Genomic DNA, 26,328 nt, shown 5'->3' on the forward strand with positions numbered 1-26,328 from the left:
TGCCCGAGTCTCGGCATCCGCTCGCCCGTCATTCCGGCGTCCGTGGGTAACTCGTCGCCAGACGGCCGCCGTGCAGAGGCCCGTGTGCCCGTGCCACTCCGCTCACCGCGTCCCGATTCGCTCACCGATCCCGGGAAGCAGTGAGCAGATCGGGACCAAGTGAGGAGATCGGGACCGGCGGCGGGCACGAAGATGACGGATGCCGCGAGGACCGAAGTCCCCGCGGCATCCGTGCGTCCGGTCCGGCTCAGCCGGGGTGCGTCATGGAGAGCAGGTCGAGCTTCTCGTCGAGCTGCTCGAGGGTGAGGTCGCCGCGCTCGACGTAGCCGAGGTCGATCACGGCGTCGCGCACCGTGATGCCCTTGGCGACGGAGTGCTTCGCGATCTTGGCCGCAGCCTCGTACCCGATGAGCTTGTTCAGCGGGGTCACGATCGACGGGCTCATGCCGGCGAAGGCGGCGGCACGCTCGACGTTGGCCTGCAGGCCGTCGATGGTCTTGTCGGCGAGCACGCGCGAGGCGTTCGACAGAAGGCGGATCGACTCGAGGAGTGCGGTGCCCATGACGGGAATCGCGACGTTGAGCTCGAAGGACCCGGATGCTCCGGCCCAGGCGACCGTGGCGTCGTTGCCGATCACGCGGGCGCAGACCATCAGCACCGCCTCGGGAACGACCGGGTTGACCTTGCCGGGCATGATCGAGGAGCCGGGCTGCAGGTCGGGGATGTGGAGCTCTCCGAGACCCGTGTTGGGCCCCGATCCCATCCAGCGCAGGTCGTTGTTGATCTTCGTCAGCGAGACCGCGATCGTGCGGAGCGCGCCGGAGGCCTCGACGAGACCGTCGCGGTTCGCCTGAGCCTCGAAGTGGTCCTTGGCCTCGGTGATCGGCAGCTCGGTCTCGGCCGCGAGGAGCGCGATGACCTTCTGCGGGAAGCCGAGCGGGGTGTTGATGCCGGTGCCGACCGCGGTGCCGCCCAGCGGGACCTCGGCGACGCGGGGGAGGGCGGACTGCACGCGCTCGATGCCGAGACGCACCTGGCGCGCGTAGCCGCCGAACTCCTGGCCGAGGGTGACGGGCGTCGCATCCATGAGGTGGGTGCGACCGGACTTGACCGCGTCCTTCCACAGCACGGCCTTCGCCTCGAGCGCCACGGCGAGGTGGTCGAGCGAGGGGATGAGCGTGTCGATGAGCGCCTGGGTGACGGCGATGTGCACCGAGGTCGGGAACACGTCGTTCGACGACTGCGAGGCGTTCACGTGATCGTTCGGGTGCACATTCGCGCCGAGGATGCGGGTCGCGAGGGTCGCGAGCACCTCGTTCATGTTCATGTTCGACGAGGTGCCGGAACCGGTCTGGTACGTGTCGACGGGGAACTCGCCGTCGTGGGCACCCGAGGCCACCTGGTCGGCGGCCTGCGCGATGGCGTCGGCGATCGCACCGTCGAGGGTGCCGAGCTCCTTGTTCGCGAGAGCTGCGGCCTTCTTGATGCGGGCGAGGGCGGCGATCTGCGTCGATTCCAGCCCCTTGCCCGAGATCGGGAAGTTCTCCACGGCACGCTGGGTCTGTGCGCCGTAGAGCGCGTTCACGGGCACCCGCACCTCACCCATGGTGTCGTGCTCGATGCGGTAGTCGATGTCGGTCATTCCGAACCCTCCTCGGTTGCGGGGCTGTCGCCCTGGATAGCGTCGTCTTCGGTGTCGATTCCGACCGTGATCACCGGCACCGCGGTGCCCTCGGCCAGACGGTAGTTGGCGCCGACGATGCCGAGTCGGCCCTCGGCGACGGCAGTGCTGATCAGTTCGGAGGACTGCAGCAGGTCGCTCACGGTGTTGCGCAGGTGCTCCGTGCCGACGAGCTCGGCGTCGATCTCGGCGACCGTGGTGCCACCGTTCTCGGCCAGCACCTTGCGTGCAGCGGGCACGATCGGGGCGATGAGCCGCCAGATGTGCGGGGGGAGGGGCGCGGCATCGATGGCCGTGCCGTCGATCGCGGCGCGCACGGCACCGCACGAGTCGTGTGCGAGCACGACGATGAGCGGCACCTCGAGGACCGCGACCGCGTACTCCAGGCTCGCGACGATCGATTCGCCCAGCACCTGACCGGCGTTGCGCACGACGAACAGGTCGCCGAGGCCGAGGTCGAAGATGATCTCCGCCGCGAGCCGCGAGTCGGAGCAGCCGAAGAGCGTGGCGACCGGATGCTGCGCCGCCTCGAGGTCTTTACGCCGAGCGACGTCCTGGTTCGGATGCCGGGGCTCGTCGCGCACGAAACGGCGATTCCCCTCCTGCATCTGCTTCCAGGCAGCGGCGGGGGTGAGGGTGTTCGTCATGAAGCCTCCGAGAGGGCGCGGATCTGCGGGACGAGGGATTCGGCGAGTTCGGCCGTCGAATCGGCCGAGCGCGCGCCGTAGAGCAGTACGTAGTCATCGCCGGCCTGTGTGCCGATCGCGTAGGTGACGTTGGCGTTCGAGTCGGCGTTGCGAGGCTGGAAGACATCCCATTCCAGCCCGCCGATGCGCACCGAGTCGGTGGGGGCGATGCCGTTCAGCACCTGCGGAGCCCACGAGGAGTCGGCGTCGAAGGCCTGGGCGATCTTGAGGAAACCGCGTTCGTCGTCGGCCGCGGGGGCGAGCGTGACCTCCCAGACCGGGGTCGCGCCGTTCTGCAGCTCCGCCTTGTTGACCCGCCAGAAGCCGGCGAGGTCGGGAACGATGACGGGGCGCTCCATGGAGGATTCCACGTTCGCGGAGATTCCGGCGAGGTCGATCTTCGGCGCGTTCGCCGGCTCGCCACGAGGGACGGCGAAGATGATGACGGCCACGACCGCGACGGTGACCAGGAGCGCCGCGATCAGGTTCCGGAACGTCTGGCTGCCGCGATACGCCTTGCTCGACGCGGCCTTGCGTGCGGCAGTCTCGTCCGGTGTCTCGGGACGACCGAGCTCGGCGACGATCGGAGCGCGTTTGTTCACGCGGTGCCGCCGGGGGCCTCGGAGTCGGATGCCGCGGCTCGGGCTGCTTCGAGACGGCGCTTCGCGCCGAGCAACCACTCTTCGCACCGGGCGGCGAGTGCTTCGCCGCGCTCCCAGAGGGCGAGCGAGTGCTCGAGGGTCGGAGAGCCCTGCTCGAGCTCGGCGACGACCTTCACGAGTTCGTCACGGGCTGCCTCGAACGACAGTGTCTCGACGGGGATGTCGTTCAGGGCGCTCACTCCTCCATCTTACGGCGTGGGGCGGACCGGCCGTCTCAGGATCCCTCGGCGATCTCGCCCTCGGAGCGCGCGGCGAGCGAGCCCCGATCGACCGTGATCGTCAGTGCGCTTCCGGCGGGAGCATCCGCCGCGTCCCGCAGGATCACGCCGCCCTCGAGGTGAGCGATCGCGTAGCCGCGAGCCAGGGTCGCCGCGGGCGACAGGGCGCGGAGCGAGGCGCGGAGCTCGCTCGTGCGGCGACCAGCGGTGTCGAACTGCCGGGTGAGCGAGTCCCTTCCACGGGAGATCAGCAGCCACAGTTCCTGCGCACGCGCGTCGATGATCGGCGCAGGCGAGCGCAGCACCGGACGCGACCTCAGTTGCTCGAGCTGCGCGATGTCGTGGGACAGCCTCTGCGTGAGCCGGGTCGTCGCACGCGACCGCAGCTGCCCGATCAGCGCGTGCTGTTCGCCGACGTCGGGCACGACGCGCTTGGCGGCATCCGTCGGTGTCGACGCGCGGAGGTCGGCGACGTCGTCGAGCAGCGGATGGTCGTTCTCGTGACCGATCGCGCTGACGATGGGAGTGGATGCCGCGGCCACGGCCCTGACGAGCCGTTCGTCGCTGAAGCCGAGCAGCGTCTGCGGATCGCCGCCGCCACGGGCGATGATGATGACGTCGACCTCGGGGTCGGCGTCGAGGCGTCGGAGGGCAGCGAGCGTGTCGGGTACGCACCGGTCTCCCTGCACGGCGGCGTACTCGGTGCGGAAGCGCACCTGGGGCCAGCGCAGCTCGGCGTTGCGATGAACGTCTTTCTCCGCATCCGATCGCTCGCCCGTGATCAGGCCGACGACGTGCGGGAGGAAGGGAAGGCGCTTTTTTCGCGCGGGGTCGAACAGACCCTCCTGGCGCAGCTGTGCGCGCAGCTTCTCGAGCCGCTCGAGCTGATCGCCCAGGCCCACGTGCTTCATCGCCGAGACCGCGAAGCTGAAGTCTCCGGACTTGACGAAGTAGTCGGCCTTCACGGCCGCGACCACGTGATCGCCCACGCCGAGGTCGGCCGGGATGCGCCCCCGGACGCTCGACCACACGCGGATCGAGATCTGCGAATCGGACTGCGTGTCCTTCAGGCGGGCGAAGACGTTTCCCCCGCGGAGATTCCAGGAGGTGATCTCGCCCTCGACCCAGACCGTGTTCCACCGCGCGATGAAGTCACGGATGGTCGCGTTCAGCCGGGCGACCGAGGTGGGCGCGGCCGACGTCGAGTCGCGCGGCGCGACGGCGTCGGCGGGCGGCGATTCGCCGGGACCTGCGGCCGCTTCGAAGACTGTCATCTGCTCCCGTTCCGTGCAGTCGCGCCGTGCAGAGGCTTCCCGGCCTTCCTCAGGCGTGCGCCGGTAGAATCAAGGGGTGACTTCGACTGCCGTTCATCTCCCCGTCCCTCGCATCCCACGCGTGCGCGCGGCGGCAGGGCGGCTTCAGGATAACCCGATCGTCGGACACAAGCGGATTCTGCTCGCTGCTCCACGCGGGTACTGCGCGGGTGTCGACCGTGCCGTCGTCGCGGTGGAGAAGGCCCTCGAGCGCTACGGCGCTCCGGTCTACGTGCGCAAGCAGATCGTGCACAACATCCACGTCGTCACCGAACTCGAGGCGAAGGGCGCCATCTTCGTCGAAGAGGTCGACGAGGTTCCGGCCGGCGCGCACGTCGTTTTCAGCGCGCATGGCGTGTCTCCCGCGGTCGTGAACGCGGCGGCCGACCGAGGGCTGCACGCGATCGATGCCACCTGTCCGCTGGTCACCAAGGTGCACCGCGAGGCTGTGCGCTTCGCGCGCGACGACTTCGAGATCCTCCTCATCGGTCACGAAGGCCATGAAGAGGTCGAGGGCACCGCGGGCGAGGCCCCCGAGCACGTGACCGTCGTCAATTCCCCGGAGGAAGCCGACACCGTGCAGGTGAAGGACCCGTCGAAGGTCGTCTGGCTCTCGCAGACCACGCTGTCGGTCGACGAGACGATGGAGACGGTCAACCGGCTGCGCCTTCGCTTCCCCGAGCTGCACAGTCCGCCGTCGGATGACATCTGCTACGCCACCCAGAACCGTCAGGTCGCCATCAAGAAGGTGGCCGCGAACGCCGACCTCGTCATCGTCGTCGGCTCGTCGAACTCCTCGAACAGCGTGCGGCTCGTCGAGGTGGCCCTCGAATACGGTGCCAAGGCGGCGTATCGTGTGGACTACGCCGAAGAGGTCCGTCAGGAGTGGCTCGACGGCGTGGAGACCGTCGGCGTCACCAGCGGAGCATCCGTCCCCGAAGTGCTGGTCCGCGAGGTCCTCGATGCACTCGGCGACGCCGGTTACCGGGACGTGGAAGAAGTGAAGACGGCGGAGGAGGATCTGATGTTCTCGCTTCCCAAGGAGCTGCGCCAGGATTCCGCAGGCCAGCGCGATGCGCGTGCCCTCGGTGGTCGCGCCTCGGGAGCCGGCGCGTAGCGATGAACGCGGCGGAGGCCGAGCCCACCCTCATCGGGTCGGTGCAACGCGCTCTCCGCCTCGTCGACATCGTCGCCAATTCGCCGCGGCCTCTGCCCGCGAAGATGCTGGCGGCCGCCACAGGCCTGACGGCGGGGACCACGTACAACCTGGTTCGTACGCTCATCCACGAGGGCTACCTCGCCCCCGAACCCGATGGTCTCGTGCTGGGCACCCGATTTCCCGCGTTTCAGCAGCAGATCGACTCGCGTGGAGTTTTCCTCGCCCGCGTGCGAAGTGCGCTGCGAGATGTCACCGAGGAGATCGGCGCCACCGCGTATCTCTCGCGTTTCGACGACGGGGAGATGCACCTCGTGGACATCGTCGATGCGGTGCACAATCCGCGCGTCGAACTCTGGGTGGGACTGCAGTCCAGCGCCCACGCGACCGCGCTGGGCAAGCAGATCCTCGCGGAGTTGCCCGATGAGCACCGCCTGGACTACCTGTCGCGGCATCGGCTCGAGGAGCTCACACCTCGCACCATCAGCGACCGGCAGACACTCCTGACCCAGCTCGAGCACTCTCCGGGGTGGGTCGTCGATCAGGAGGAGTACGCGATCGGTGCCACCTGCGTCGCCGTGCCGGTGATCGCGCCGAACATCACCGCCTCCCTCGCGATCTCGCTGCCGTCGGATCGTGCGGTCGTCGACCAGACGCTGGTGGAAAGTCTGCAGAGAGCGGCTCGGAGGCTCTCGCTGCAGCTCGGCGCGGACTCCCTCGACGTCCCAGGGGCAGGTACCGAGTTCACTATCTGAAGTTCTTGCTCTAGCGCGTCGACTATTGCTTTCCTATGATCAGAAATGTAGTCGTCTGTGCAAACGGCACTGCAGGTTCGTGGAGGGTCCCCAGCCTTCCGCAGCCCATTTGGATGAAGAGCGTCCCCAGCGTTCGGAATCCGCGGCCCCGAGGAGTCCCCACTTCTCCGGGGCCGCCATCGTTTTCGGCGCCGGATGCCGCAGCTGCGGCTGCGGACCTGTGAAGTGCGCGGAGCCGGGCGGATTAGCATGGCGTGATGACCGATCAGCGCCCTCAGTACGGTGAACTCGCGACCCCCGAGGAGCAGCGGAAAGCCGCGGGCCTCCCGCCGCTGGACCAGGTCGAGGTCACGGTCGAGCCGATCGCCCCGGTCGCTGCTCCAGGCCCTGAGTCCCTCGCCGCCGCCGCACCTGCGCGTCGGCCGCATCCTGTCGATCGGTTCGTCACCATCGGGCTGCTCGCCTACGGTCTCGTCAATGTGGTCATCAGCGCGCTGTCGTATCTCGACATCACGGGCGCGATGAACCAGACCATGAAGGTTCTCGGGATCGATGGCGAGTTCACGAACTTTGCCCAGGGCAAGCTCTGGGGGACTATCGCGGCCGTCGTCCTCGTCATCGGCTGGTCTCTGACTGCGTGGGCGTCGATCCGGCGTCTCCGGCGCGGGAAGGTCACCTGGTGGCTTCCGCTGGTCGGTGCCGTCGTGACGATCCTGATCGCGTCGATGTGCGTGGCGGTGCCGATGCTGGGCGACCCCGCATTCGCGGCGTACCTGGAGCAGATGGGCGCTCGCTGACGGCTTGATCCGCACGCAGAAGGGGTGCCTGGCCGATCGGCCAGGCACCCCTTCTGTTCGACTGACTCAGCTCTGGGACTGGCCGTACGAGCCCAGCTGACGCGTGGACTGAGCGACGCGGGCGGCCATGGCGGTCTCCGCGATCTTGCCCCAGGCGCGCGGGTCGTACTGCTTCTTGTTGCCGACCTCGCCGTCGACCTTGAGGACGCCGTCGTAGTTCTTGAACATGTAGTCGGCGATCGCACGCGTGTAGGCGTACTGGGTGTCGGTGTCGATGTTCATCTTGATGACGCCGTTGGCGACCGCGAGTGCGATCTCGTCGTCGGTGGAGCCGGAGCCGCCGTGGAAGACCAGGTCGAGGGGCTTCGCGCCGGTGTTGTACTTCGCGGCGACCTGCTCCTGGATCTCGCCGAGGAGTTCCGGGCGCAGCTTCACGCCACCGGGCTTGTACACACCGTGCACGTTGCCGAAGGTGAGAGCGGCGATGTAGCGGCCCTGCTCGCCGAGACCCAGCGCCTGCACGGCCTGGTCGACGTCGGCGAAGGTCGTGTAGAGAGCGTCGTTCGAGCCCTCGTGCGCGACGCCGTCCTCTTCGCCGCCGACGACTCCGATCTCGACCTCGAGGATCGCGTTGATCGCCTTCATGCGGGGCAGGATGTCCTTCGCGATCTCGATGTTCTCCGCGAGGGGAACGGCCGAGCCGTCCCACATGTGGGACTGGAAGATCGGGTTGCGACCGGCCTTGACCTCTTCTTCGGAGGCGGCGATCAGCGGCTCGACGAAGCCGGCGAGGGCATCCTTCGGGCAGTGATCGGTGTGCAGCGCCACGGTCACCGGGTAGTTCTTGGCGACCTCGGTGGCGTAGCGGGCGAAGGCGAGGGCGCCGGTGGCGCGGGCCTTGACGGTGTGGCCGGCGAAGTAGTCGGCGCCACCGGTGGTGACCTGGATGATGCCGTCGGAGCCGGCCTCGGTCAGGCCCTGGAGGACGGAGTTGATCGTCTGCGAGCTGGAGACGTTGAAAGCGGGGTACGCGAAGCCGCCGGCCTTCGCGCGGTCGAGCATTTCGGCGTACTGATCCGGGGTGGCGACGGGCATGAGAACTCCTGCGTTAGGGGAAGCCGGGACAGCAGTCACTCTATCGGGGTGCGTGAGCGGATGCCGCGGGCCGGGGCTGTCGTCGCCGCCCGCTCGCCTACGTCAGTGTTAAGAATCGCGTTTCCTTCGCGAGATATCCGCCGAAAGGCCGATGGTTTGATTCCTCCGCTGGCTAGGCTGGCCCCATGGTGAGTCTGACAGCCGATCTGAGCCCGCTCCATCCCGACCGCAACCTCGCGATGGAGTTGGTGCGCTCCACGGAGGCGGCGGCCATCCGCGCGGTGCCCTTCATCGGACGCGGCGCGAAGGAGGCGGCCGACGGGGCTGCCGTCGACGCGATGCGCGCGTTCCTCGGCACGGTCGACTTCCAGGGGAGAGTGGTGATCGGCGAGGGCGAGAAGGACAACGCGCCCATGCTCTTCAATGGCGAGATCGTGGGCACCGGACGTGGTCCGCTCTGCGACATCGCGGTCGACCCCATCGACGGCACGTCGCTGACCGCTGCTGGTCGCCAGAACGCCCTGTCCGTGATCGCGGTGTCGGATCGCGGAACGATGCTCGACGCATCGAGCGTCTTCTATATGGACAAGCTCGTCACCGGCCCCGCAGGAGTAGGTGTCGTCGACATCCGGCTGCCCATCGGGGAGAACATCCGCAAGCTCGCCGGAGCGCTCGGCAAGCCCGTCGACGAGATCGTCGTCTCGGTGCTGAACCGTCCGCGCCACGAGCAGCTGATCCAGGACATTCGCGATGCCGGCGCGGGAACCCGCCTGATGAGCGACGGCGACGTCGCCGGCGGCATCAACGCGGCGCGCCATGACGCGCGTACCGACATGTGCGTCGGGGTCGGAGGCAGCCCGGAGGGCATCGTCACGGCCTGCGCCATCAAGGCACTCGGCGGACACATCCAGGGCATTCTCTGGCCGCGCGACGACGATGAGCGCCAGCGTGGCATCGACGCCGGGCTCGACATGGACAAGGTCTATGAGGCCGACGACCTCGTGCAGGGGAAGAACACGATCTTCGTCGCGACCGGCGTCACCGATGGCCAGCTGGTCGCGGGTGTGCGGCGCGAGCGCGGATTCGTCTACACGGAGAGCGTCGTCCTTCGCGGAGCCTCCGGCACGCTGCGTCGGATCGCGTCCGAGCACCTCGTCTCGAAGTGGCTCTGAGCCGGCGCTGAGGCGCACTGCCCCCGAGCGCGGGCCTGAGCCGACGGCCATCGTTACCGACCCGGTATCGGGTCGAATGGTCGCGATCCCCGCTTCCGTGGAGTGCCGTGTCACAATTGTTTCTGGGTTTGTCGCCGTCGACGGAGCCGCCAGGCACCGCAGGCACAGGAGGGCGAACAGATGACAACGCAGCACACGAGCGGCTCGAAGGCCGCCCCGACGAAGATCGTCACGACCAACACCGGGCGCATCCTTCGGGTGAGCGCCGACGCTGAAGTGGTCGCTCCCGCGCCTTCCGCAGCGAACCCGCCGACCGTTGTCAGCGATCCCGCTCGACGTGCCGACGTGCTGTTCCGTGTGCGCCGCGACGAGGGCCACGAGATCAGCGCCTGGTGGATGATCGGCGCTTTCCTCGCCACCAGCGGCCTGGTGATCGTGCTGCTGAGCGGCGTACCCGGCGCTGCCTGAACTACGCCTCGTTCAGTCGCGTTCGGACCTCGCCGACGTCGGCGATCAGCGTCGGCTCTTCTGAGTCGTCGGCGGCTGTCATCGATCTGGACCCCTGCGCCACCCTGTCGGTGTCGGTCGACGTGTCCAGGTCGGCGCCGATCAGCTCGGGAGCGGTGAAGCGCCGGGTGACGCCGGCCGTCACCACCGGTGCCGTCGCAAGCGCCGAGGCGTCGATCCCGGGGAACTGCCGAGCGGTCACGAGCACGCGCGTCTCGAGCGAACCCGCGAACTTGTTGTAGCTGTCGACGGTGCGCTCCAGCGCGCGACGCAGGTCATCGGCGTGCCCCGCGAGGGTGCCGAGTCGGTCGTAGAGCTGGGTGCCGAGGTTGAGCAGCGTCCGCGCCTCGGTCGACACTTCCTGCTGGGTCCAGGTGTAGGCCACGGTCTTCAGCACCGCCCAGAGGTTCACGGGCGATGCCAATGCCACGCGGCGGCTGAAGGCGTAGTCGAGCAGTGTCGGATCTTCATCGATGGCCGCAGCGAGCAGAGACTCGCTCGGGAGGAAGCAGATCACGAACTCCGGACTGGCATCGAGCCCCGACCAGTAGGCCTTTTTGGCAAGGGCGTCGATATGCGCACGGACCGCTTTGACGTGTCGCTGCATGTGCGCGCGCCGCTGCGCTTCGTGCGCGTCGCCTGCGGGCAATGCAGAGGCCTCGAGGTAGGCGTCGAGCGGGACCTTGGCGTCGACGGCGATCGAGGTGCCGCCGGCCAGACGCACGACCATGTCGGGCCGACCGGTGCCACGATCGGAGGAGATCGTCGACTGGAGGTCGAAGTCGACGTGCCGCGTGAGCCCGGCCGCCTCCACGACGCGACGGAGTTGAGTCTCTCCCCAGACGCCGCGGGTCGAGGTCGAGCGCAGTGCCCCAGCCAGCGACTCCGTCGTCGCACGGAGCGCCTCGTCGGACTCTTGAGCTCGCCGCAGCTGCTCGGCGAGGGTGCCGAACTGCGCCTGCCGCTCCTGCTCGATGGCGGTGACCTTCGACTGCATCTGCTGCAGACTCTCGCGCACCGGGGCGAGAGCCGTGAGCACCGCGTTCTGCTGCTGCACGCGCTGTGCCTCTGCGCGCTGCTCGGTGCGGGCGTGCTCGACGGCGTCGCGGTAGAGGTCGTACTGGCGATCGCGGTCATCGCGCGCAGCGGCCAGCTCGGCTTCGGTGCGCGCCAGGTCGGCGGCTCCGCGCCCCGCGTGCAGAAACCAGCCCAGGGCGATACCCGCCGCGAGTGCGGCCAGGACCAGAACGAGCGACAGAGCATCCATGTGTCCATGATGCGTCCGGCATCCGACATTCCGGCGCAGGCCCGCTCGGGCCGGGCGAGACGCTCAGGCGACGGCGCGCTCCAGGGCAGGCGTGGAGGGTGCGGCGGGTTCGGTCACTCGCAGGCGCAGGGCGTCTGCGAGTGCGAACACATCGGAGGCGCCGATGCGGCGGGCGGCATCGATCACGATATGCGCGCAGGCGCGGGCATCGGCGAGCGCATCGTGGTGTGAGAACTCGGCGAACCCTGCGGCGGCCGCGGCCTTGGGCAGACGGTACGACTCGAGCTGGTACGTCTTGCGGGCGACCGCGAGGCTGCAGAGCGACCGGTAGGGCGGGCACATCATGCCAGTGACCTCGGCCGCGCGGCGCAGCACGTTGAGGTCGAAGCCGGCGTTGTGCGCGACGAGGACGTCTGCGCCGGCGAAGTCGCACAGACGATCGAACTGGTCCGCCCAGGTCGCCGCGGAGAGCACGTCGGTCGGCTGGATGCCGTGGATGCGCACGTTCCACTCCTGGAACTCGTCATGGCCGGGAGGGGGCTGGATCAGCCAACCGGCGGTGGCGACGACTTCGCCGCCGCGCACGCGGACGAGTCCGACGGAGCAGGCGGAGGCGGGGCTGGAGTTCGCGGTCTCGAAGTCGATCGCAGTGAAGTCCAGTGGCACGAGTCCACTCTCTCTCGCGACTTCTGCGTCGGATCGCAGGCTCGCCGTAGGCTGGCGACATGACGGAAGAGCAGGCGACATCGTTCGGCGTCCAGGCCCACAGCTACGAGGTCGGGCGTCCGGAGTACCCCTTCGAGGCCGTCGCGTGGATGCTGGATGCCCTTCCGCACGGCTCCCGCAGGATCGCCGATGTGGGGGCGGGCACGGGCAAGCTCACGCGCACGCTGATCGGTGCACCGGATGCCGAGGTCGTCGCGGTCGACCCCGACCCGGAGATGCTTGCGACGCTCCGCACGGCCGTCCCCGGCGTCCCCGCATTCGTTGGGACGGCCGAGCGCCTGCCCCTGCCGGACGACAGCGTCGACGCCGTCGTCCTCGGCCAGGCGTGGCACTGGGTGGAACCGGTCGCCGCGTCCGTGGAGATCGGGCGGGTGGTGCGGAGCGGGGGAGTGCTCGGCCTCATCTGGAACATCCGCGACGAGCGCGTCGAGTGGGTGCGGCGACTGACCGAGATCATGCACGGCAGCAACGCGGAGATCATGCTCGCCGCGGGCGATCCCGTCGTCACCGCACCGTTCGGCCCGCTCGCCCAGCAGAGGTGGGAGTGGAACCGTCCGATCACCCGCGATCTGCTGCACGCGATGGCGTCCTCGCGGAGCTACGTGATCACGGCATCCGACGAAGAGAAGGCGCGAATCCGCCGCGATATGGACGTGCTGTTCGACGAGCTCGGGCTCCACGGCGACGCGACCATCGATCTCCCCTATGTGACGCGGGCTTTCCGGGCCGTGCGCGACTGACCCTGGGGTCCTCCGACGTTCGCCTCTGTCGCCGTCGCAGGGTGGCGCATCGCACGACAGGTAGACTCGTCCTCCGTGGCTCTCACTATCGGCATCGTCGGCCTGCCCAACGTCGGCAAGTCCACCCTCTTCAACGCTCTCACCAAGAACGACGTGCTCGCGGCGAACTACCCGTTCGCGACGATCGAGCCGAACGTCGGCGTGGTGAACCTGCCCGACCCGCGCCTCGACACGCTCGCCGAGATCTTCGGCAGCGAGCGCATCCTGCCCGCAGCGGTGTCGTTCGTCGACATCGCGGGCATCGTGCGCGGGGCGAGCGAGGGCGAGGGGCTCGGCAACAAGTTCCTCGCGAACATCCGTGAGGCGGACGCGATCGCGCAGGTCGTCCGCGGCTTCTCCGACGACGACGTCGTGCACGTGGACGGTGCGGTGAACCCGGCATCCGACATGGAGACGATCAACGCGGAGCTCATGCTCGCCGATCTCGAGACGGTCGAGAAGGCGATCTCCCGCTATGAGAAGGAAGTGCGCGGCAAGAAGGCCGAGCCCATCGTTCTCGAGACCGCCATCGCCGTGAAGGATGCGCTGGAGCGCGGCGTGCTGCTGTCGGTCGCGGGCATCGACCTGACGCCGATCCGCGAGCTGGGGCTGCTCACCGCGAAGCCGGTCATCTTCGTCTTCAACGTCGACGAGGGTGTGCTGACCGATGTTGCCCGCAAGGCGGAGCTCGCTGCTCTTGTCGCGCCGGCGAAGGCCATCTTCCTCGACGCGAAGATCGAGTCCGAACTGATCGACCTCGACCCGGAGGATGCTGCGGAGCTGCTGGCATCCACCGGCCAGGACGAGTCGGGCCTCGACCAGCTCGCCCGGATCGGCTTCGACACCCTGGGTCTGCAGACGTACCTCACCGCCGGCCCCAAGGAAGCTCGCGCCTGGACGATCCCCAAGGGGTCCAAGGCGCCGCAGGCCGCCGGAGTCATCCACACCGACTTCGAGAAGGGCTTCATCAAGGCCGAGATCGTCTCCTTCGACGACCTGGTCGAGACGGGCTCCGTCATCGAGGCCCGCGCCAAGGGCAAGGCGCGCCTCGAGGGCAAGGACTACGTCATGAAGGACGGCGACGTCGTGGAGTTCCGCTTCAACAACTGACGGATAGCATCTGGTCATGGCACACGGGGGAGCGGCGGTTCGCTGGCCGAGCGATTGGCAGCCAGAGGCGTGTGAGGCGCTGGCCCCGTACTTCGGTCGGGATGTACGCGTCGATCTCCTCCTCGGTCCGACGTCGTCCATCGACGGTTCCAGGATGGCCGGTTTCGTCTACTTGGACGACGGGGTGCCGATGATCATCCACGATCGGAGTGGAGGCCCCGGCGTCTACCCTAGGCGGCTGATTGCTGGCCCCGTGCTTCGAATCTCTGAACTTCGGCCGCGACGAACGTCTGCCGTCGTGTTCGCCCATCCGGATTGGAGTCCGCGTCGCGGCCAATGACGATGTGGTGGAGTTCCGCTCAACGACTGAACGGGACTCGCAGGTTCAGAGTTGTCTCAGACCGACCCATGTTTCGCGGCCGCGCGCCTGATCGTTGCCACCTTCGGGTTGTCCGCACGCCACGGGGGAAGACTGTCGAGGATCGTGACGTCGGCTCGGGCTGCGAGCGTCAACAGGCCCCACATTCCGATCGAGTCGAGTTCCAGATCGACCTCTTCAGGGGTGGCCGTCGCGAACGCCGCATGTGCGCTCGCTTCGAGCTCGGGGTCGCTCGGCCTCTTCGCTGCGCCCTTGACCGCGTTCGGCTGATTCGAGTAGTTGTCGAGCTTCGTCAGCAGCTGATCGGCGCGTTCTGTGCCGAGTGCCAATTCCAACTTGGCTTGAATCGGGTAGGTCTCCGTCATGCGGGTCTCCAGAGCTCTGATCATGCCAGCGGGTGAGAGCCGCTGGGCGGCCATCATCCGGGTAGCGTACCCAACTCGAGGACCTTCGGGGTTCGCCGGGAGATCGGTCGAAGGCGGCGTGAACAGCTGGACTAACCTCGACGACCGACGTCTCGCCGAAGGATCTCAGGCCAGGCTTCGACATCTCCCGGCGTGCGGGCGACGGTCAGCGTTGCGTGCGGGAGCAGTGCGGCGAGGGATTCCGCGGTCGACAGCGGGTGGCCCGGATCATCCACCCACGCCAAGATCGTCGTCGGCACACCGATTCGCGCGACGGCCTCGGGAGCAGGCAGGTCGCTGAGCCCCGCACCCCGAAGCAACGACGGCAGGACAGCATCGGCGACGTCGGGCCACGTCTCCGGTGCACCGACGGTGGCCGGGGGCGGTGTTGATCCGCGCGTGGCGGCGAAGAATGCCTCTACGCCGTCGGATTCGATGAGCGCAGCCGCTGCTCGGTATATGACGGCTTGATCGGGTCTGGTCTCCCAGGCGGTGGGCGGCACCATGAGCGTGAGCCCGGTGAAGCGGTCCGGCTCGAGCGAAGCAGCGTGCAGAAGGGTCGCGGCCCCCATGGAGGGTCCGACTCCGTGGACGCGTTCGCCGGGGAACCAGTGATCGAGCAATCGCAGAAGATTCTCGGCGAGGTTCTTCCAGCGATAGTCCTCGGGGACCTTCCGCCCCGTCGACCGGCCATGGCCGCGTGCGTCGTACCGCAGCAGTCGGGTTCCGCTGAGCCCCCGACCGAGGTCGAGATTGAGCACCCGATCGCGGGCCCGACTCGACGTGAGGCCGTGCAGCTGGACGACCGGGTGTCCGCCTTCGTCGCTCAAGGCGACAGCCAGCTCGGCTCCGGCTACCTCGAAAGTGGGCATCAGGCTCCTCGATCGTTGACTGACCGCGTCGGCTCGGGCAGTCGTGTGGAGTTTTCAGGTTATCTGTGGGCGATAAGGTACTGCCCATGCGACTGACCAATGTCACGCACCTCCGCCTCCCGTTCGGACGGCTCTGGGGTTACGACGTCAGCGCGTCTGCGCCCGGACGGCGCCTCCCCGTGTCGTTCGATCAGCGACTCCATGTCGGGGCCGGCGATCGCCCCGGCTCCTGGATGGCGCTGTCCTTCCGGCTGCCGGCACCGACTCGCCGTGAGTCGATCGCCGAGGCATGGCTGGCTGTCGTCGCTCGACATGGCACGCTGCGATCGGCGTTCGAGCTCGGCGCGGACGGCGAGCCGGTGCTTCACGAGATCGAGATCGGCCCCGGAAGCTGGGTCGAGCATCAGGTGGCCCCCGGCCAGGCTGTCAACGACGCGTTGCGGGACATTCTGGATGCGGCGTGTTCGCCGTACCAGCATCCTTCGCACCGGCTGTGCGTGTTGGAGACTGCCGCGGGGCTCACGGTCGTGATCGCAGCGGACCACGCGCACGTCGACATGTGGTCGATGCTCGTGATCGCGCGCGACCTGTTGTCTGCGCTCGACGCGGGCAGGGCGGGCGCGAAACCGATCCCGGGGCCGGCCCCGGCGTTCGTCGAACACACCCAAGCACTACTGGATCGGGATGCTGCACCCGACCACGTGCGCCAGCGATGGGAAGACATCATCGCGGACAGCGGTGGCGTGATGCCACAGTTCCCGTTGCCGCTGGGCCCGCCCGAGCCTCATCGCGAGCGCGTCGAAGTACGCGATGTGTTCGATGTCGACGACGCCGCAGCATTTGCTGCGCAGGCGCGCGACGACGGCGTCTCGACCCTCGCGCGCGCCGTGGTGGCGATGACGGCGGTGACCCGCGAGTTGGCGGGTACCCCGCTACGAGCCGTGTTTCCCGTGCACAGCCGCTTCGAGGAGAACTGGCATGACTCGGTCGGTTGGTTCATCACCAACTCCGTCCTCGAGTCGGATGTCGCCGAACCGCACGCGGCAGCGGCGGCGGTGAAAGAGGCGGTGCAACTCGGCGCGTGGCCGCTCGCAGACGTGCTCGCTCCGTGGGGTGGCATGCCCGTAGCTCCCGGAATGTTCGCGATCTCATGGCTGGACCTGCGCCGGCTGCCCGTGCGCATCGACTCCGTCGGGCTCGACGCCCAGTATGTGAGCGCGGCGACCGATACCGACGGCGTCATGCTGTGGTTCATCCTGGATGAGTCCGGTCTGCACCTGAGATGCCGCTACCCCGACACCGCTGAGGCGCGTGTCAACGTCGGCGGATGGCTTGACATGCTCGTCGCCAGGTTGCAGGCAGACGCGCGGTCCTCTGTTCGTGGACGACTGCAGGTGGGGGGCCGGACTTTCCGGCTCGAGCGTGCGAGCCGCGACGATATCGAGGCCATCGCAGCGCTGCTGTTCGATGATCAGTACGGCTCGGACCGTGAAAGCGTCGAGCTCGAGCGGTACGAGACGGCCTTTCGCGCGGTCGCTCGCGACAGCTCCAACTATCTGGGGGTTGTCCGCGACAGTAACGACCGCATGGTCGCCACGATGCAACTGACCGTCATCCCGGGCCTTTCTCGCAGTGGCTCCACCCGATTGCAGATCGAGGGCCTGCGAGTTGCGCCAGGGGAAAGGTCACAGGGCCTGGGCGCGGCGATGCTCGAGTGGGCACACGAATTCGGTCGTGTGCGGGGAGCGCAACTGGCGCAGGTGACCACCGACGAAGCACGGGACCGGACTCGCGCGTTCTATGCCCGTCTCGGATATCAGACTGCCCACGTCGGGCTGAAGCGGCACCTATAGCGGCGTACGCTGAGCGTGTTGCCGACCGAAGGATCCGCCGTGTCTGACCACAACGAGCACATACCCGCCCCGGGCGAGCCGTCTGTGCCGGAGCTCGAACTCGACGAGACCATCGCGCCGCGACCGGAGGAGGAGATCGCCGATGTCCTGCGGGCGAAGCCCGATCTCGACGACCACAGCCGGGATTCCGAATAGCTACGCGGATGCCGAAGCCATGGGGGATGGCCGCTCCGGGATGATGGAGTCATGCTCGACGATGCTCTCGACTTTCTTGTCGGATACAAAGCAGCCCACGGGGACGCAGACAAGGCCGAGATTTCTCGCGCCTACATCGAGGCCTTTGCTCCACACCGCGCTCGGAGCGTCCTCGTGGGTGAGGGATACGCGCTTCGGTTCTGCCAAGCGAAGGGCGAGGGGTTCTCGAACACGGTCCTGTCTCTCTCGGCGTTACGCCTGCACGACCACCTTCCTGTGGTCGTCGTCGTTGTCCGTCCGAGGGGTCTGCAGTTCCTCCTGGCGAATTCATCGATGCTCGGCAACGTGAGTCACAGTTCTGCAGCTCTGCGCGTCGACAACATCCGAGGCAGTTTCAACGGATGGGATATTCGGCGCTCGTCCGGAGGGCTGGAGAACTCGCGAGACAACTTCGACGCGCTGTTCGCGCTCCACCAGGCTTCCCGGTGGGAAGAGACTGTTGAGCGTCTCGTCGACGCCTCTGCTGCGATCACAGGTCGCGAGTCGAAGCTGCGCCTCACGCCGCAGCAGACCGGGGTGATTCTCGATGCTCCTCGTCGGGCGCGTGCGGCGCTGACGGATCCTTGGTTCATTCGAACAGCGGCCGACCTCGAGGCACGAGTTCAACGGGCCGCACCGGCCATCCTCCAGGCGGCGTATGACGATAACAGCAACCTGCGCGGCCAGCAGATCGAGCAGATCATCACGGGAGATCCGGGCGCTCATCGTCTGGACGATCTCGAAAGCCGGTTGTCCGATGGGCGGCTGTCGATTGACATCAAGTCGAAGCGTTTGGATCGGTCCTCTGCGCCGAAGGCCTACAACGTCGACAAGATGTTGGCCTTCCTCGCGCAGTCGGGGAGTGTTGCTGCGGTCTTCGCTGTCGGTATCGACACCCGGCGTGACTCCGTCGTGTCATCTCTGGTCCCCGTCCTTGACGAGGGACTCGTTCGAGTCACCGGCGTGCAGCACCACTGGGCGGGGCGTGAAAGCCGCGGTGTCGCACAGTTCGGATACGAATGGAGCGATGTTCTGAGAGATGATTACGTCGCATCCATCGACATCGATGGCGCGACGGAGTTTCTTCGAGACCTGATAGTGCTCTGAAGCTGCGCGCCGCTTCCGGGTGGCGAGCGGCGACGTCGTGAATTTTCGCTTCAACAACGAGACGCCAGTTGGAGGCTGACGATGGCAACAGATGAAACGCGACCGGCTGTCGCTGCGGCCGAGGTCTTCGGAGACCTGCGAATCGCGCCACTGCCGGAGGGCACCAGGGCTGAAGCCGTGTTCGTCTTGGTGAAACTCGATGACGGCGATTGGTGCGCGAGAAGCGTCGGCGGCGACGCCTACAACCGCGTCGAGTTCCTCGGGCAGTTGACTGCCTACACTCACAGCCTGATGCAGAGCGAGGCGACCGGCTGGCAAGACGACGGCGACCCCTCCGCGTGAATAGCGGCGACGCGATGGAGGTCTGTCACGACACGTCTCCCGAGACAACCTGAGGGGGACTGGTGAGGCAGAGGCACCGAACGCGTTCTCTGGTTGCTCTTATAGGGACCGCAACTGTCAATGTCGGTCGGGTGCTCTTCTTCGTCGTCATGGGGGCAGTCGCCGTCGCCGGGCTCTACTACGTCGTCGCAGGCATCATCGATGCGAACGAGCCTCGGTACTGGGGGACGTTCACCGAAGAATTCTGCGAGGAACGCCCCCGTCGTGGCTGCCAGAGTGTCGGCACCTGGGTCAGCGATGACGGCTCTATCCGGTTGGAAGGCGTCTCACTCGACGGTGTCCCGGGCGACGATGGGACGGTCGCTGCGCAGTATCAGCCAGCGGGCGTCGCGAACGATGCCGATACCAACATCGTCCACACGTCGTTCGGCGTTTCGGTCGAGCCATTCGTCACGGTCGGCCTCGTCGTCCTCGCGGGAGGCGTCGCCTTCATGCAGTGGCGGAAGTGGCGGGGCACCTGGACGTTGAAGAAGGATGTGGGAGAGGCTCGATGAGGGTGATGCGTGCCGACCCCACAACTGAGACAAGTGGAGAAGGAATGGGATGGCGGTGACGAGACACAGAGGGTCCGCGCACACAGAGACGCGACTCACCTTCGTCGCGTTGACCGTCGTCGCGGTCAGCGCAGGTCTCTACCTCGCGCTGACGACGCCGGCCTCGTTCGGCCTCACGTTCGACCGGGCATCCGTGATCATGGACGCCCGGCCATGGGCCTGGACCCTCGGATGGGTGCTGTTCGCGGTGGTCGTTCTCGTCGCCGCCCTGCGCCGGGCGTCGATCCTTCGAGGTCGAGGTCGGCCCGCGCGCTCGACGACGATTCGCGGCGCGGTCTGGCTGTGGGGATCCGTCGTCGGCAGCTGGGTTCTGGTCTGGGCGGTCTGGGACCTGCAGATGGTAGATGTCCTGGCGTTGGAGGCGCGCGGGATCGGCGTTTCTTTCAACCGTGTCTACGCGCTCAGCGGGATCGTCGCGCTTATCCTGGCGCCGGTATGGTCGGTCGTATCCGCGTCGTCTTCTGATCGGACGGGTCTCGCAAGAAATACAAGAACTGGAAGGCACGAATGACCACGGCAACAGCAGCGCCGCGAACGAACACGCTCGCCCTTGTGGGGTTCATCGCGGCTTTCATGATTCCCATCGCCGGATTCGTGCTCGGTGTGCTCGCTATCCGGCAATTGCGAGTCCCGGGCAACGGCGAGTCAGGTGCGGGGCTCGCGCGGTGGGCGCTCATCATCGGATCCGTGGGGACCTTGGTCCAGCTGGTTTTCTTCATCGTCTGGATCTCCCTCTTTCTCTCCGCCATCAACGGCCAACCGTTCGTGCGCTGACAGCCCCCGCACCCTCGTGGATCGGACGCCCCATCACGGGTGACAGGATTGACGGATGACCGCAACGCTCGTGGCCCAAGGGCTGGCCGGTGGCTACGGCCACCGCACCCTCTTCGACTCGCTCGACCTGACCGTCGCGGCAGGCGACGTCGTCGGCCTGGTGGGCGCCAACGGTGCCGGGAAGTCGACGTTGCTGAAACTGCTCGCCGGGATCGACGAGCCGCAGGCAGGCACGATCAGGCTTGCACCCGCCGACGCCTTCGTCGGCTGGCTTCCGCAGGAGCACGAGCGGGTCCCCGGCGAGAGCGTCGCGGCGTACATCTCCCGCCGCACCGGGTGCACGGCAGCGAGTATCGAGATGGACGCCACGGCGGCCGCGCTCGGTGACCCTTCGCTCGCCGCGCCCGGCATCGACCCCGCCGATGCCTACTCGGCCGCGTTGGAGCGCTGGCTGGCCAGCGGCGCCGCCGACCTCGACGACCGGCTCCCGGTCGTGCTCAATGATCTCGGTCTCGAGCTGGGCGGCGATCCGGATGAGGCGATGATGACGTCGCTGTCAGGGGGACAGGCGGCCCGCGTCGGACTGGCTGCGCTCCTGCTCTCGCGGTTCGACATCGCGCTGCTGGACGAGCCGACCAATGACCTCGACCTCGACGGCATCGAACGACTCGAGGCTTTCGTCCGCGGACTCCGGGGCGGCGTCGTGGTGGTCAGCCATGACCGCGAGTTCCTCGCGCGCTGCGTGACGAGGGTTCTGGAGCTCGACCTCGCGCAGGGCAGCAACCGCGTGTTCGGCGGTGGATACGACTCGTACCTGGAGGAGCGGGCGACGGTGCGTCGCCACCAGCGCGAGCAATACGACGAGTTCGCCGACAAGAAAGCCGATCTCGTCGCTCGTGCCCGAACACAGCGGGAGTGGTCGAGCCAGGGCGTGCGCAACGCGATGAAGAAGGCGCCGGACAACGACAAGATCAAGCGCAAGGCGTCGGCCGAATCGAGTGAGAAGCAGGCGCAGAAGGTGCGTCAGATGGAGAGCCGGATCGCCCGTCTCGACGAGGTCGAGGAACCGCGGAAGGAGTGGCAGCTCGAGTTCACGATCGGCTCGGCGCCGCGATCCAGCTCGGTCGTCTCGACGCTGAGTTCCGCGGTGTTCCGGCAGGGCTCCTTCACGCTCGGGCCCGTGTCGCTCCAGGTGAACGCGGGGGAGCGGATCGGCATCACCGGCCCCAACGGCGCTGGAAAGTCGACGCTGCTCCGCGGGCTGCTGGGGAGGCAGGAGCCGGACGAGGGAACGGCGAGCCTCGGCGCGAGCGTGCAGATCGGCGAGATCGATCAGGCACGCGCGCTTCTCACGGGTACCCAGCCGCTCGCGGCGGCGTTCGAAGAGCTCGTCCCGGCCCTGTCATCGGCGGAGGTCCGGACCCTGCTCGCCAAGTTCGGGCTCAAAGCCGACCACGTGACCCGTGCCGTCGATGAACTCTCGCCGGGCGAGCGCACGCGAGCCGGGCTGGCGCTGCTGCAGGCCCGGGGCATCAACCTGCTCGTGCTCGACGAGCCGACGAACCACCTCGATCTGCCGGCGATCGAGCAGCTGGAACAGGCACTCGAGTCCTACGAGGGAACCCTGCTCCTCGTCACCCATGACCGGCGGATGCTGGCGACAGTACAGACGGACCGCAGTTGGCGGGTGGATGCCGGTCACGTCTCCGAGTTGTGACGGACTAACGCTCGACGGGCCAATCGACCTCGGTCATAAACTCGATGTGTGACAGCCGACCCCGTGACAGACATCGCTGACGGTCTCGCGATCCTCGACGCTCTCAAGGCGGTCGGCGGCCGTCCGTTCGAGTGGACGGAGATCGACGACTGCGTGATCGATCGCGGCGCACACGCGATCTTCCCCCTCGCGGTGGCGCCGGCGGAAGATGCTCCCGATCCCACGGCATCCGGACTCCTGAAAGAGCGAGCGCAACGCCTCGAGCAAGACTGCATCCATCTTTACGGCGGCGACTGGTTTCACGCCGAGGTGCGGCTCGACGTCGAGACCGGCTTCGGGCGGCGGCTCGTGGAGTCGTCGATGCTCGCGAGCGTTCCGAGGTATCGGTGGAGCGTGGGCAGGTTCTCCGCCGTCATCGCGCGTGCCGTCGATCAGACTCGGGCCTTCGAGACGCTGGCGCTGCACATCATTCCGAAGGAATGGGTCTGGGTCTCGCCGATCGCCCCGAGCACGAAACGCGATGTGTCTCACACGCGACGAATCCTCCGCGAGCAGGAGACCATCGCGGGAGTGGCCGACCTCGCGTGGTCGTGGCCGTTACCGGAGGGTGGACCAGCGACCTCCGGATAGCATGTCCCGCGGGCGCGAGAGACAGGCGACCGCGCATCGAGAGGAAAACGTGGCATCCAAGAAGTGGCGAGCGCGCCTGCAACAGGCGATGAGCTCGCAGACGATCGTCCGAGTCGAACGGAAGCCGAAACACGCCGACCGCGTTTACGGGGTCGTTCTGCGAATGGGCTCGAAGTGGGTGCTGATGCGGCAGATCACCGATGGCGGCTATCAGGAAGGGCTGTTCGCTCTCCGGCTGAAGGACGTGAAGCGGGTCTCTGAAGACGAGACGGTCGCCACGCCTTTCGCCCGATCCTCGCCTGATTGGCCGCCGTCCTATTCGTCGGAGATCGACCTGGATTCGACGACCGGCGTGCTGAACGGTCTCGGGCAGTCCGGCGGACTCATCGGCATTCAGAAAGAATTCGAGCGCAGCGCGATGTGGATCGGAACTCTCGACTCCATCCGGGGTCGGTTCGTATACCTCCACGAGGTGCGGACCGATGCCACGTGGTACCCCGAAGCGCTCGGATATCGGCTGACGGCCATCACCTCTGTCGAGACGGGGTCGCGGTACATCGTTGCACTTTCCGCCATCGCGGGGGATGGTCCCGAGTCCGGCTCGGACTAGATACCCTGGAACGAGGCGGCGCGAGCCGCGGTCCGGCCACAGGCGTCCGCCGAGTTCTTTCCGCCTGCGAACCGACACCGACGGCACGAGGAGATTGACGCCGATGACCGACACCCAGATCTTCGAACCCGAAGGCCGCGCCGTTCCGTATGTCGACGAGGGCGACGGCCCCGTGAAGCTCGTGCTGGTGCAGGAACGCGGCCTCGCCGCCGACGTGCTGGGCGTCGTGGCGCACTACCTCGCGGAGGAAGCCGGATTCCACGTGCTGCGGATCGGCTACCGCGCCGACGACGCCGACGTGGCGCTCGAGACCCGGGTCGGAGACGTGCTCGCCGTGATCGACCACGTCGGCCTTCAGGACACCTGGGTCGGCGGCCACGGCTTCGGCGGCACCGTCGCGCGTGCGCTGGCCGCGGCCCACCACGACCGCGTCAACGGACTGCTGCTCCTCGGCGTCGAAGAGAGTGACATCCCGGTCGCGCCGGTGATTCCCGTGCTGATCATCCAGGGCTCGCAGGACGCCCTCTACGCGCCCGCCAACGGCGAACGTCTGCAGTCCACCGTTCCCGAGCGAGCGAGCGTCAAGAGCATCGACGGCGGAGACCACCTTTTCCCGATGACGCACCCGATCGAGACCGCGGTGAACATCGAGGAATACCTCGACTGGGACTGATCCATGACATCGACGTCCGAAGGCGGCGGATCACCTCCCCGCAGCGCGGTGATCATCATCGATGTGCAGGTGGGAGTAATGCGCGGAAGCTTCGACGAGCACGGCGTGCTCAGTCGCACCGCGAGCCTCGTCGAACGGGCGCGCGCCGCCGCGGTGCCCGTCGTGTGGATCCACCACGACCCGGTCGGCGTCGGCACGCCGGATTGGGAACTCGCCGCTCCGCTCGTCCGACACGAGGGTGAGCCCTTGGTGCGCAAGAGCTATCGCGACTCTTTCGCTGAGACGGATCTTCGCCAGACGCTCGACAGCCTCGGCGTCGGCCACCTCGTCGTCGCCGGCGCCCAGTCCGACTTCTGCGTGCGCACGACGACGCAGCGGGCCGCGGCCGAGGGGTATGACGTCACCTTGGTCGGCGACGCGCACACGACGGTCGACACGGAGTGGAATGGCGTGCCGATCTCGGGCGAGCAGATCGTCGCCCACACGAACATGTACTTCTCGGGACTTCGGTATCCGGGGCAGAGCTTCGCGGTCGCAGCGCACGACGCGGTCGTGTTGTGACGCGAATCGTGCCGTGCCGCTACCGGCCCTGGCGCTTCTTGTAGGGTTTCGGCTGCCCCTTGACGGCCGGGGCGCGCCCCTTGCCCTTCGAGGCCTTGGCCTTCCCGCCGCGCGGAGCAGGTGCGTTCTTCACCGGCGCGGGAGCCGCAGCGACCTCGACGCGGGCCTCCTCGAGGAGCAGCTCGCCGACCTTGGTCAATCGTGTCGGTTCGCCGGGATTGAACAGCGGATGCCCGACCTCGGCCTCGAGCTTCTCGATGGACGTGTACAGCGAGGCCAGCGGGATGCCGAGGCTCGCTGCCGCACGGGGGAAGTGCAGTTCTTCCGCGACGACGATGAAACGGCGGAGCAAGGAGATCTTCACGGTGGCCCTTCGACAGTCGCGCGGGAGCGCGCACTTCCCAGGCTACGCGGTGCGGCTCCCGTGACCGTGACTCACAGGTCGCTGAAGTCGTTGGACGGCGACATGATCCGCGTCACTTCGTCGCCATCGAGCACGAACAGCACGTAGATGATCCCGACCGATCCCGGGTGCGTGAGCGACTGCGTGTCAGGAACTTCCCGTCCACCGAGGCCCAGTTCCGTGGCCGTCGCAGGGTCCTCGGTGTCGACGAGCGCCCACGCTTCAGCGGCGAGGAGATCGGCGCGGGTCGACCCGACCGTGAGACCCTCCTCGGTCGCGATCGGGATGCCGTCCACTTCGGCTCCGGTCACCGTGACCCAGGAAGGGCTCTCGCCTGTGCTGTCGGCGGTCACCTGCAGGCCATCCCAGGTGTAGGTCTCGAGATTGAGCTCGTAGCCGGGCATGTCTTCCACGGCTTCGGGAGCGGGGAGCTCTCCCGTCGCCTTCTCGAGCAGCGACAGGAGCGCATCCGAGTCTTCGAAGGTGGCCTCGGTGGTGCCGTCGTCGTCGGTGAAGGTGAGCCCGTCCAGCGTCACGGTGAGTTGCGGGTCGACCTCGGGCTCCGCGCTCGCGGTCGAACTGGGCGCCGATGATGGGCTGGAGCTGGGAGTGCTCGACGGGGTCGTGCACGCGGTGAATGCGAGAGTAGAAGCAGCGAGGACCAGGACGGGGAGAAGACGACGGCGCATGGCCCAAATCGTAGGGGCTGGCTGTCGACGGAAGCGCCGGCGATGGGCGGCGGGTCGCGATTGTGATGATCTTGAATTTATTCCAACCCCTCGAAAAAACGCCGGATGCCGCGACCTCCACGGCCGCGGCATCCGGAATTCTGTGGTCAGGCGACCTTCGCCATGACAGCGAAGGACACGGCGCCCTCCTCGTCGACACCGGCGTCGAGCACCTTGTCGTCGAGTGCCGAGGCGGCCGTCTCGTCGAGGAACAGGCGGGTGCCGGAGATTTCTACGACCTGATCCTGGGGTTCCGGATCGGCGGCGACCAGCACAGCCAGACGCGCGCCACCTTCCGCATCGGGGGCGGCGGTGGTGTGGATGCGGAGACCTGCATCCGGGGCTTCGCTCTGACGACTCACGAGGGTCGTGACGATGGCGGTGGCGTTGTCGGTGAGGGTGAGCACGAGACTCTCCTTCCGGTTGGGGCATGCCGCGGTCGCGACACGTCCGGGCCACGATGCCGGACCTCGTCGATCGACTCAACCCCCTTGCGGGGATTG

The 26,328-nt window shown here is 67.4% G+C and carries 32 protein-coding genes; 19 read left to right on the top strand and 13 right to left on the bottom strand.

The genetic code is table 11. The features are described 5' to 3' along the window. Positions 1-247: 247 nt before the first annotated feature. From V5D55_RS12825 to xseA, 5 genes are read right to left on the bottom strand one after another with little or no spacing between them, the layout of a single operon-like run. A complete protein-coding gene (locus V5D55_RS12825; protein ID WP_435743577.1) occupies positions 248-1,642 on the bottom strand; it encodes a class II fumarate hydratase in 1,395 nt (464 codons plus the stop codon). Further along, on the bottom strand, positions 1,639-2,328 hold the full coding sequence (locus V5D55_RS12830) for a carbonic anhydrase (RefSeq protein WP_435743579.1): 690 nt from the start codon (positions 2,326-2,328) through the stop codon (positions 1,639-1,641). The genes V5D55_RS12825 and V5D55_RS12830 overlap by 4 nt, the downstream gene beginning before the upstream one ends. Then, positions 2,325-2,969: a DUF4245 family protein gene (locus V5D55_RS12835; RefSeq protein WP_435743581.1), complete on the bottom strand. Its 645-nt coding sequence runs from the start codon at positions 2,967-2,969 to the stop codon at positions 2,325-2,327. The genes V5D55_RS12830 and V5D55_RS12835 overlap by 4 nt, the downstream gene beginning before the upstream one ends. After that, on the bottom strand, positions 2,966-3,208 hold the full coding sequence (locus V5D55_RS12840) for an exodeoxyribonuclease VII small subunit (RefSeq protein ID WP_435743583.1): 243 nt from the start codon (positions 3,206-3,208) through the stop codon (positions 2,966-2,968). The genes V5D55_RS12835 and V5D55_RS12840 overlap by 4 nt, the downstream gene beginning before the upstream one ends. Before the next feature lie 35 nt (positions 3,209-3,243). Then, positions 3,244-4,521, bottom strand: coding sequence for an exodeoxyribonuclease VII large subunit (gene xseA / locus V5D55_RS12845; RefSeq protein ID WP_435743585.1), 1,278 nt, complete (start codon positions 4,519-4,521; stop codon positions 3,244-3,246). 112 nt (positions 4,522-4,633) lie between these two features. Here xseA and V5D55_RS12850 point away from each other — a divergent pair, with 112 nt between their 5' ends. From V5D55_RS12850 to V5D55_RS12860, 3 genes are all read left to right on the top strand, one after another. Next, entirely contained in the window at positions 4,634-5,677 is a 1,044-nt protein-coding gene (locus V5D55_RS12850) for a 4-hydroxy-3-methylbut-2-enyl diphosphate reductase (protein WP_435749300.1), read from the top strand. A 2-nt stretch (positions 5,678-5,679) separates the two neighbouring features. Beyond that, positions 5,680-6,471 (top strand): IclR family transcriptional regulator, encoded by a 792-nt coding sequence (locus V5D55_RS12855; protein WP_435743587.1) that lies wholly within the window; start codon positions 5,680-5,682, stop codon positions 6,469-6,471. 257 nt (positions 6,472-6,728) lie between these two features. Further along, complete coding sequence (locus V5D55_RS12860; protein WP_435743589.1) at positions 6,729-7,268, top strand: DUF6264 family protein; 540 nt, start codon at positions 6,729-6,731, stop codon at positions 7,266-7,268. Between the two features lie 66 nt (positions 7,269-7,334). On the opposite strand, the gene fbaA is transcribed toward V5D55_RS12860, so the two are convergent. Further along, positions 7,335-8,363 (bottom strand): class II fructose-bisphosphate aldolase, encoded by a 1,029-nt coding sequence (fbaA, locus tag V5D55_RS12865; protein ID WP_435743591.1) that lies wholly within the window; start codon positions 8,361-8,363, stop codon positions 7,335-7,337. 185 nt (positions 8,364-8,548) lie between these two features. Between fbaA and glpX the strand changes: the two genes are divergently transcribed. Then, positions 8,549-9,535: a class II fructose-bisphosphatase gene (gene glpX / locus V5D55_RS12870; protein WP_307375172.1), complete on the top strand. Its 987-nt coding sequence runs from the start codon at positions 8,549-8,551 to the stop codon at positions 9,533-9,535. 180 nt (positions 9,536-9,715) lie between these two features. Beyond that, positions 9,716-10,003: a hypothetical protein gene (locus V5D55_RS12875; protein ID WP_435743593.1), complete on the top strand. Its 288-nt coding sequence runs from the start codon at positions 9,716-9,718 to the stop codon at positions 10,001-10,003. 1 nt (position 10,004) lies between these two features. On the opposite strand, the gene V5D55_RS12880 is transcribed toward V5D55_RS12875, so the two are convergent. Beyond that, on the bottom strand, positions 10,005-11,309 hold the full coding sequence (locus V5D55_RS12880) for a DNA recombination protein RmuC (RefSeq protein ID WP_435743595.1): 1,305 nt from the start codon (positions 11,307-11,309) through the stop codon (positions 10,005-10,007). 63 nt (positions 11,310-11,372) lie between these two features. Then, on the bottom strand, positions 11,373-11,975 hold the full coding sequence (locus V5D55_RS12885; protein ID WP_435743597.1) for a 3'-5' exonuclease: 603 nt from the start codon (positions 11,973-11,975) through the stop codon (positions 11,373-11,375). Positions 11,976-12,034: 59 nt separating this feature from the next. Between V5D55_RS12885 and V5D55_RS12890 the strand changes: the two genes are divergently transcribed. Both V5D55_RS12890 and ychF read left to right on the top strand, forming a co-directional pair. Further along, positions 12,035-12,775, top strand: coding sequence for a class I SAM-dependent methyltransferase (locus V5D55_RS12890; protein ID WP_435743599.1), 741 nt, complete (start codon positions 12,035-12,037; stop codon positions 12,773-12,775). Positions 12,776-12,850: 75 nt separating this feature from the next. Further along, a complete protein-coding gene (gene ychF / locus V5D55_RS12895) occupies positions 12,851-13,924 on the top strand; it encodes a redox-regulated ATPase YchF (protein ID WP_435743601.1) in 1,074 nt (357 codons plus the stop codon). A gap of 396 nt (positions 13,925-14,320) precedes the next feature. Here the strand turns inward: ychF and V5D55_RS12900 are convergent, their stop codons facing one another. Beyond that, positions 14,321-14,725, bottom strand: a complete 405-nt coding sequence (locus tag V5D55_RS12900; protein ID WP_435743603.1) for a hypothetical protein — start codon at positions 14,723-14,725, stop codon at positions 14,321-14,323. A 74-nt stretch (positions 14,726-14,799) separates the two neighbouring features. Further along, positions 14,800-15,579, bottom strand: coding sequence for an alpha/beta fold hydrolase (locus tag V5D55_RS12905; RefSeq protein WP_435743605.1), 780 nt, complete (start codon positions 15,577-15,579; stop codon positions 14,800-14,802). An 86-nt stretch (positions 15,580-15,665) separates the two neighbouring features. On the opposite strand from V5D55_RS12905, the gene V5D55_RS12910 reads away from it, so the two are divergent. The 12 genes from V5D55_RS12910 to V5D55_RS12965 all read left to right on the top strand — a co-directional run bounded on the left by V5D55_RS12910 (position 15,666) and on the right by V5D55_RS12965 (position 24,694). Further along, the gene (locus V5D55_RS12910) at positions 15,666-17,432 is read left to right on the top strand and encodes a GNAT family N-acetyltransferase (RefSeq protein WP_435743607.1); all 1,767 of its coding nucleotides are present in this window, start codon (positions 15,666-15,668) and stop codon (positions 17,430-17,432) included. Between the two features lie 39 nt (positions 17,433-17,471). Further along, positions 17,472-17,627, top strand: coding sequence for a hypothetical protein (locus tag V5D55_RS12915; RefSeq protein WP_435743609.1), 156 nt, complete (start codon positions 17,472-17,474; stop codon positions 17,625-17,627). A gap of 345 nt (positions 17,628-17,972) precedes the next feature. Further along, positions 17,973-18,773, top strand: a complete 801-nt coding sequence (locus tag V5D55_RS12920; RefSeq protein ID WP_435743611.1) for a hypothetical protein — start codon at positions 17,973-17,975, stop codon at positions 18,771-18,773. 81 nt (positions 18,774-18,854) lie between these two features. Then, positions 18,855-19,115 carry a hypothetical protein gene (locus V5D55_RS12925; RefSeq protein WP_435743613.1) on the top strand — a complete coding sequence of 87 codons (261 nt, stop codon included), beginning with the start codon at positions 18,855-18,857 and terminating at the stop codon, positions 19,113-19,115. A gap of 131 nt (positions 19,116-19,246) precedes the next feature. Continuing rightward, a complete protein-coding gene (locus V5D55_RS12930) occupies positions 19,247-19,669 on the top strand; it encodes a hypothetical protein (protein WP_435743615.1) in 423 nt (140 codons plus the stop codon). 55 nt (positions 19,670-19,724) lie between these two features. Further along, positions 19,725-20,240, top strand: coding sequence for a hypothetical protein (locus V5D55_RS12935; protein WP_435743617.1), 516 nt, complete (start codon positions 19,725-19,727; stop codon positions 20,238-20,240). Further along, entirely contained in the window at positions 20,237-20,503 is a 267-nt protein-coding gene (locus V5D55_RS12940) for a DUF4190 domain-containing protein (RefSeq protein WP_435743619.1), read from the top strand. Before V5D55_RS12935 ends, V5D55_RS12940 begins: the two co-directional genes overlap by 4 nt. A 55-nt stretch (positions 20,504-20,558) precedes the next feature. After that, positions 20,559-22,220, top strand: a complete 1,662-nt coding sequence (locus V5D55_RS12945; protein ID WP_435743621.1) for an ABC-F family ATP-binding cassette domain-containing protein — start codon at positions 20,559-20,561, stop codon at positions 22,218-22,220. 48 nt (positions 22,221-22,268) lie between these two features. Beyond that, positions 22,269-22,850, top strand: coding sequence for a hypothetical protein (locus tag V5D55_RS12950; protein WP_435743623.1), 582 nt, complete (start codon positions 22,269-22,271; stop codon positions 22,848-22,850). Positions 22,851-22,899: 49 nt separating this feature from the next. Further along, positions 22,900-23,460: a hypothetical protein gene (locus V5D55_RS12955; RefSeq protein WP_435743625.1), complete on the top strand. Its 561-nt coding sequence runs from the start codon at positions 22,900-22,902 to the stop codon at positions 23,458-23,460. 103 nt (positions 23,461-23,563) lie between these two features. Beyond that, the gene (locus V5D55_RS12960; RefSeq protein ID WP_435743627.1) at positions 23,564-24,133 is read left to right on the top strand and encodes an alpha/beta fold hydrolase; all 570 of its coding nucleotides are present in this window, start codon (positions 23,564-23,566) and stop codon (positions 24,131-24,133) included. A 3-nt stretch (positions 24,134-24,136) separates the two neighbouring features. Next, a complete protein-coding gene (locus tag V5D55_RS12965; protein ID WP_435743629.1) occupies positions 24,137-24,694 on the top strand; it encodes a cysteine hydrolase family protein in 558 nt (185 codons plus the stop codon). A gap of 19 nt (positions 24,695-24,713) precedes the next feature. On the opposite strand, the gene V5D55_RS12970 is transcribed toward V5D55_RS12965, so the two are convergent. From V5D55_RS12970 to V5D55_RS12980, 3 genes are all read right to left on the bottom strand, one after another. After that, positions 24,714-25,058, bottom strand: coding sequence for a LysR family transcriptional regulator (locus V5D55_RS12970; protein WP_435743631.1), 345 nt, complete (start codon positions 25,056-25,058; stop codon positions 24,714-24,716). A 71-nt stretch (positions 25,059-25,129) separates the two neighbouring features. Then, positions 25,130-25,786, bottom strand: coding sequence for a hypothetical protein (locus V5D55_RS12975; RefSeq protein WP_435743633.1), 657 nt, complete (start codon positions 25,784-25,786; stop codon positions 25,130-25,132). Between the two features lie 146 nt (positions 25,787-25,932). Further along, complete coding sequence (locus tag V5D55_RS12980) at positions 25,933-26,232, bottom strand: Fe-S cluster assembly protein HesB (protein WP_435743635.1); 300 nt, start codon at positions 26,230-26,232, stop codon at positions 25,933-25,935. Positions 26,233-26,328: the final 96 nt, after the last annotated feature.

Source organism: Microbacterium sp. PMB16, assembly GCF_051294855.1.
Classification (GTDB): Bacteria; Actinomycetota; Actinomycetes; order Actinomycetales; family Microbacteriaceae; genus Microbacterium.

What these genes read in the sequence shown, in the direction of transcription:
- V5D55_RS12825 (WP_435743577.1), bottom strand. Translation starts at nt 1,642, where the DNA reads ATGACCGACATCGACTACCGCATCGAGCACGACACCATGGGTGAGGTG.
- V5D55_RS12830 (WP_435743579.1), bottom strand. Translation starts at nt 2,328, where the DNA reads ATGACGAACACCCTCACCCCCGCCGCTGCCTGGAAGCAGATGCAGGAG.
- xseA (WP_435743585.1), bottom strand. Translation starts at nt 4,521, where the DNA reads ATGACAGTCTTCGAAGCGGCCGCAGGTCCCGGCGAATCGCCGCCCGCC.
- V5D55_RS12855 (WP_435743587.1), top strand. Translation starts at nt 5,680, where the DNA reads ATGAACGCGGCGGAGGCCGAGCCCACCCTCATCGGGTCGGTGCAACGC.
- V5D55_RS12860 (WP_435743589.1), top strand. Translation starts at nt 6,729, where the DNA reads ATGACCGATCAGCGCCCTCAGTACGGTGAACTCGCGACCCCCGAGGAG.
- fbaA (WP_435743591.1), bottom strand. Translation starts at nt 8,363, where the DNA reads ATGCCCGTCGCCACCCCGGATCAGTACGCCGAAATGCTCGACCGCGCG.
- glpX (WP_307375172.1), top strand. Translation starts at nt 8,549, where the DNA reads ATGGTGAGTCTGACAGCCGATCTGAGCCCGCTCCATCCCGACCGCAAC.
- V5D55_RS12875 (WP_435743593.1), top strand. Translation starts at nt 9,716, where the DNA reads ATGACAACGCAGCACACGAGCGGCTCGAAGGCCGCCCCGACGAAGATC.
- V5D55_RS12880 (WP_435743595.1), bottom strand. Translation starts at nt 11,309, where the DNA reads ATGGATGCTCTGTCGCTCGTTCTGGTCCTGGCCGCACTCGCGGCGGGT.
- V5D55_RS12890 (WP_435743599.1), top strand. Translation starts at nt 12,035, where the DNA reads ATGACGGAAGAGCAGGCGACATCGTTCGGCGTCCAGGCCCACAGCTAC.
- V5D55_RS12900 (WP_435743603.1), bottom strand. Translation starts at nt 14,725, where the DNA reads ATGATGGCCGCCCAGCGGCTCTCACCCGCTGGCATGATCAGAGCTCTG.
- V5D55_RS12905 (WP_435743605.1), bottom strand. Translation starts at nt 15,579, where the DNA reads ATGCCCACTTTCGAGGTAGCCGGAGCCGAGCTGGCTGTCGCCTTGAGC.
- V5D55_RS12910 (WP_435743607.1), top strand. Translation starts at nt 15,666, where the DNA reads ATGCGACTGACCAATGTCACGCACCTCCGCCTCCCGTTCGGACGGCTC.
- V5D55_RS12925 (WP_435743613.1), top strand. Translation starts at nt 18,855, where the DNA reads ATGGCAACAGATGAAACGCGACCGGCTGTCGCTGCGGCCGAGGTCTTC.
- V5D55_RS12940 (WP_435743619.1), top strand. Translation starts at nt 20,237, where the DNA reads ATGACCACGGCAACAGCAGCGCCGCGAACGAACACGCTCGCCCTTGTG.
- V5D55_RS12945 (WP_435743621.1), top strand. Translation starts at nt 20,559, where the DNA reads ATGACCGCAACGCTCGTGGCCCAAGGGCTGGCCGGTGGCTACGGCCAC.
- V5D55_RS12960 (WP_435743627.1), top strand. Translation starts at nt 23,564, where the DNA reads ATGACCGACACCCAGATCTTCGAACCCGAAGGCCGCGCCGTTCCGTAT.
- V5D55_RS12965 (WP_435743629.1), top strand. Translation starts at nt 24,137, where the DNA reads ATGACATCGACGTCCGAAGGCGGCGGATCACCTCCCCGCAGCGCGGTG.
- V5D55_RS12975 (WP_435743633.1), bottom strand. Translation starts at nt 25,786, where the DNA reads ATGCGCCGTCGTCTTCTCCCCGTCCTGGTCCTCGCTGCTTCTACTCTC.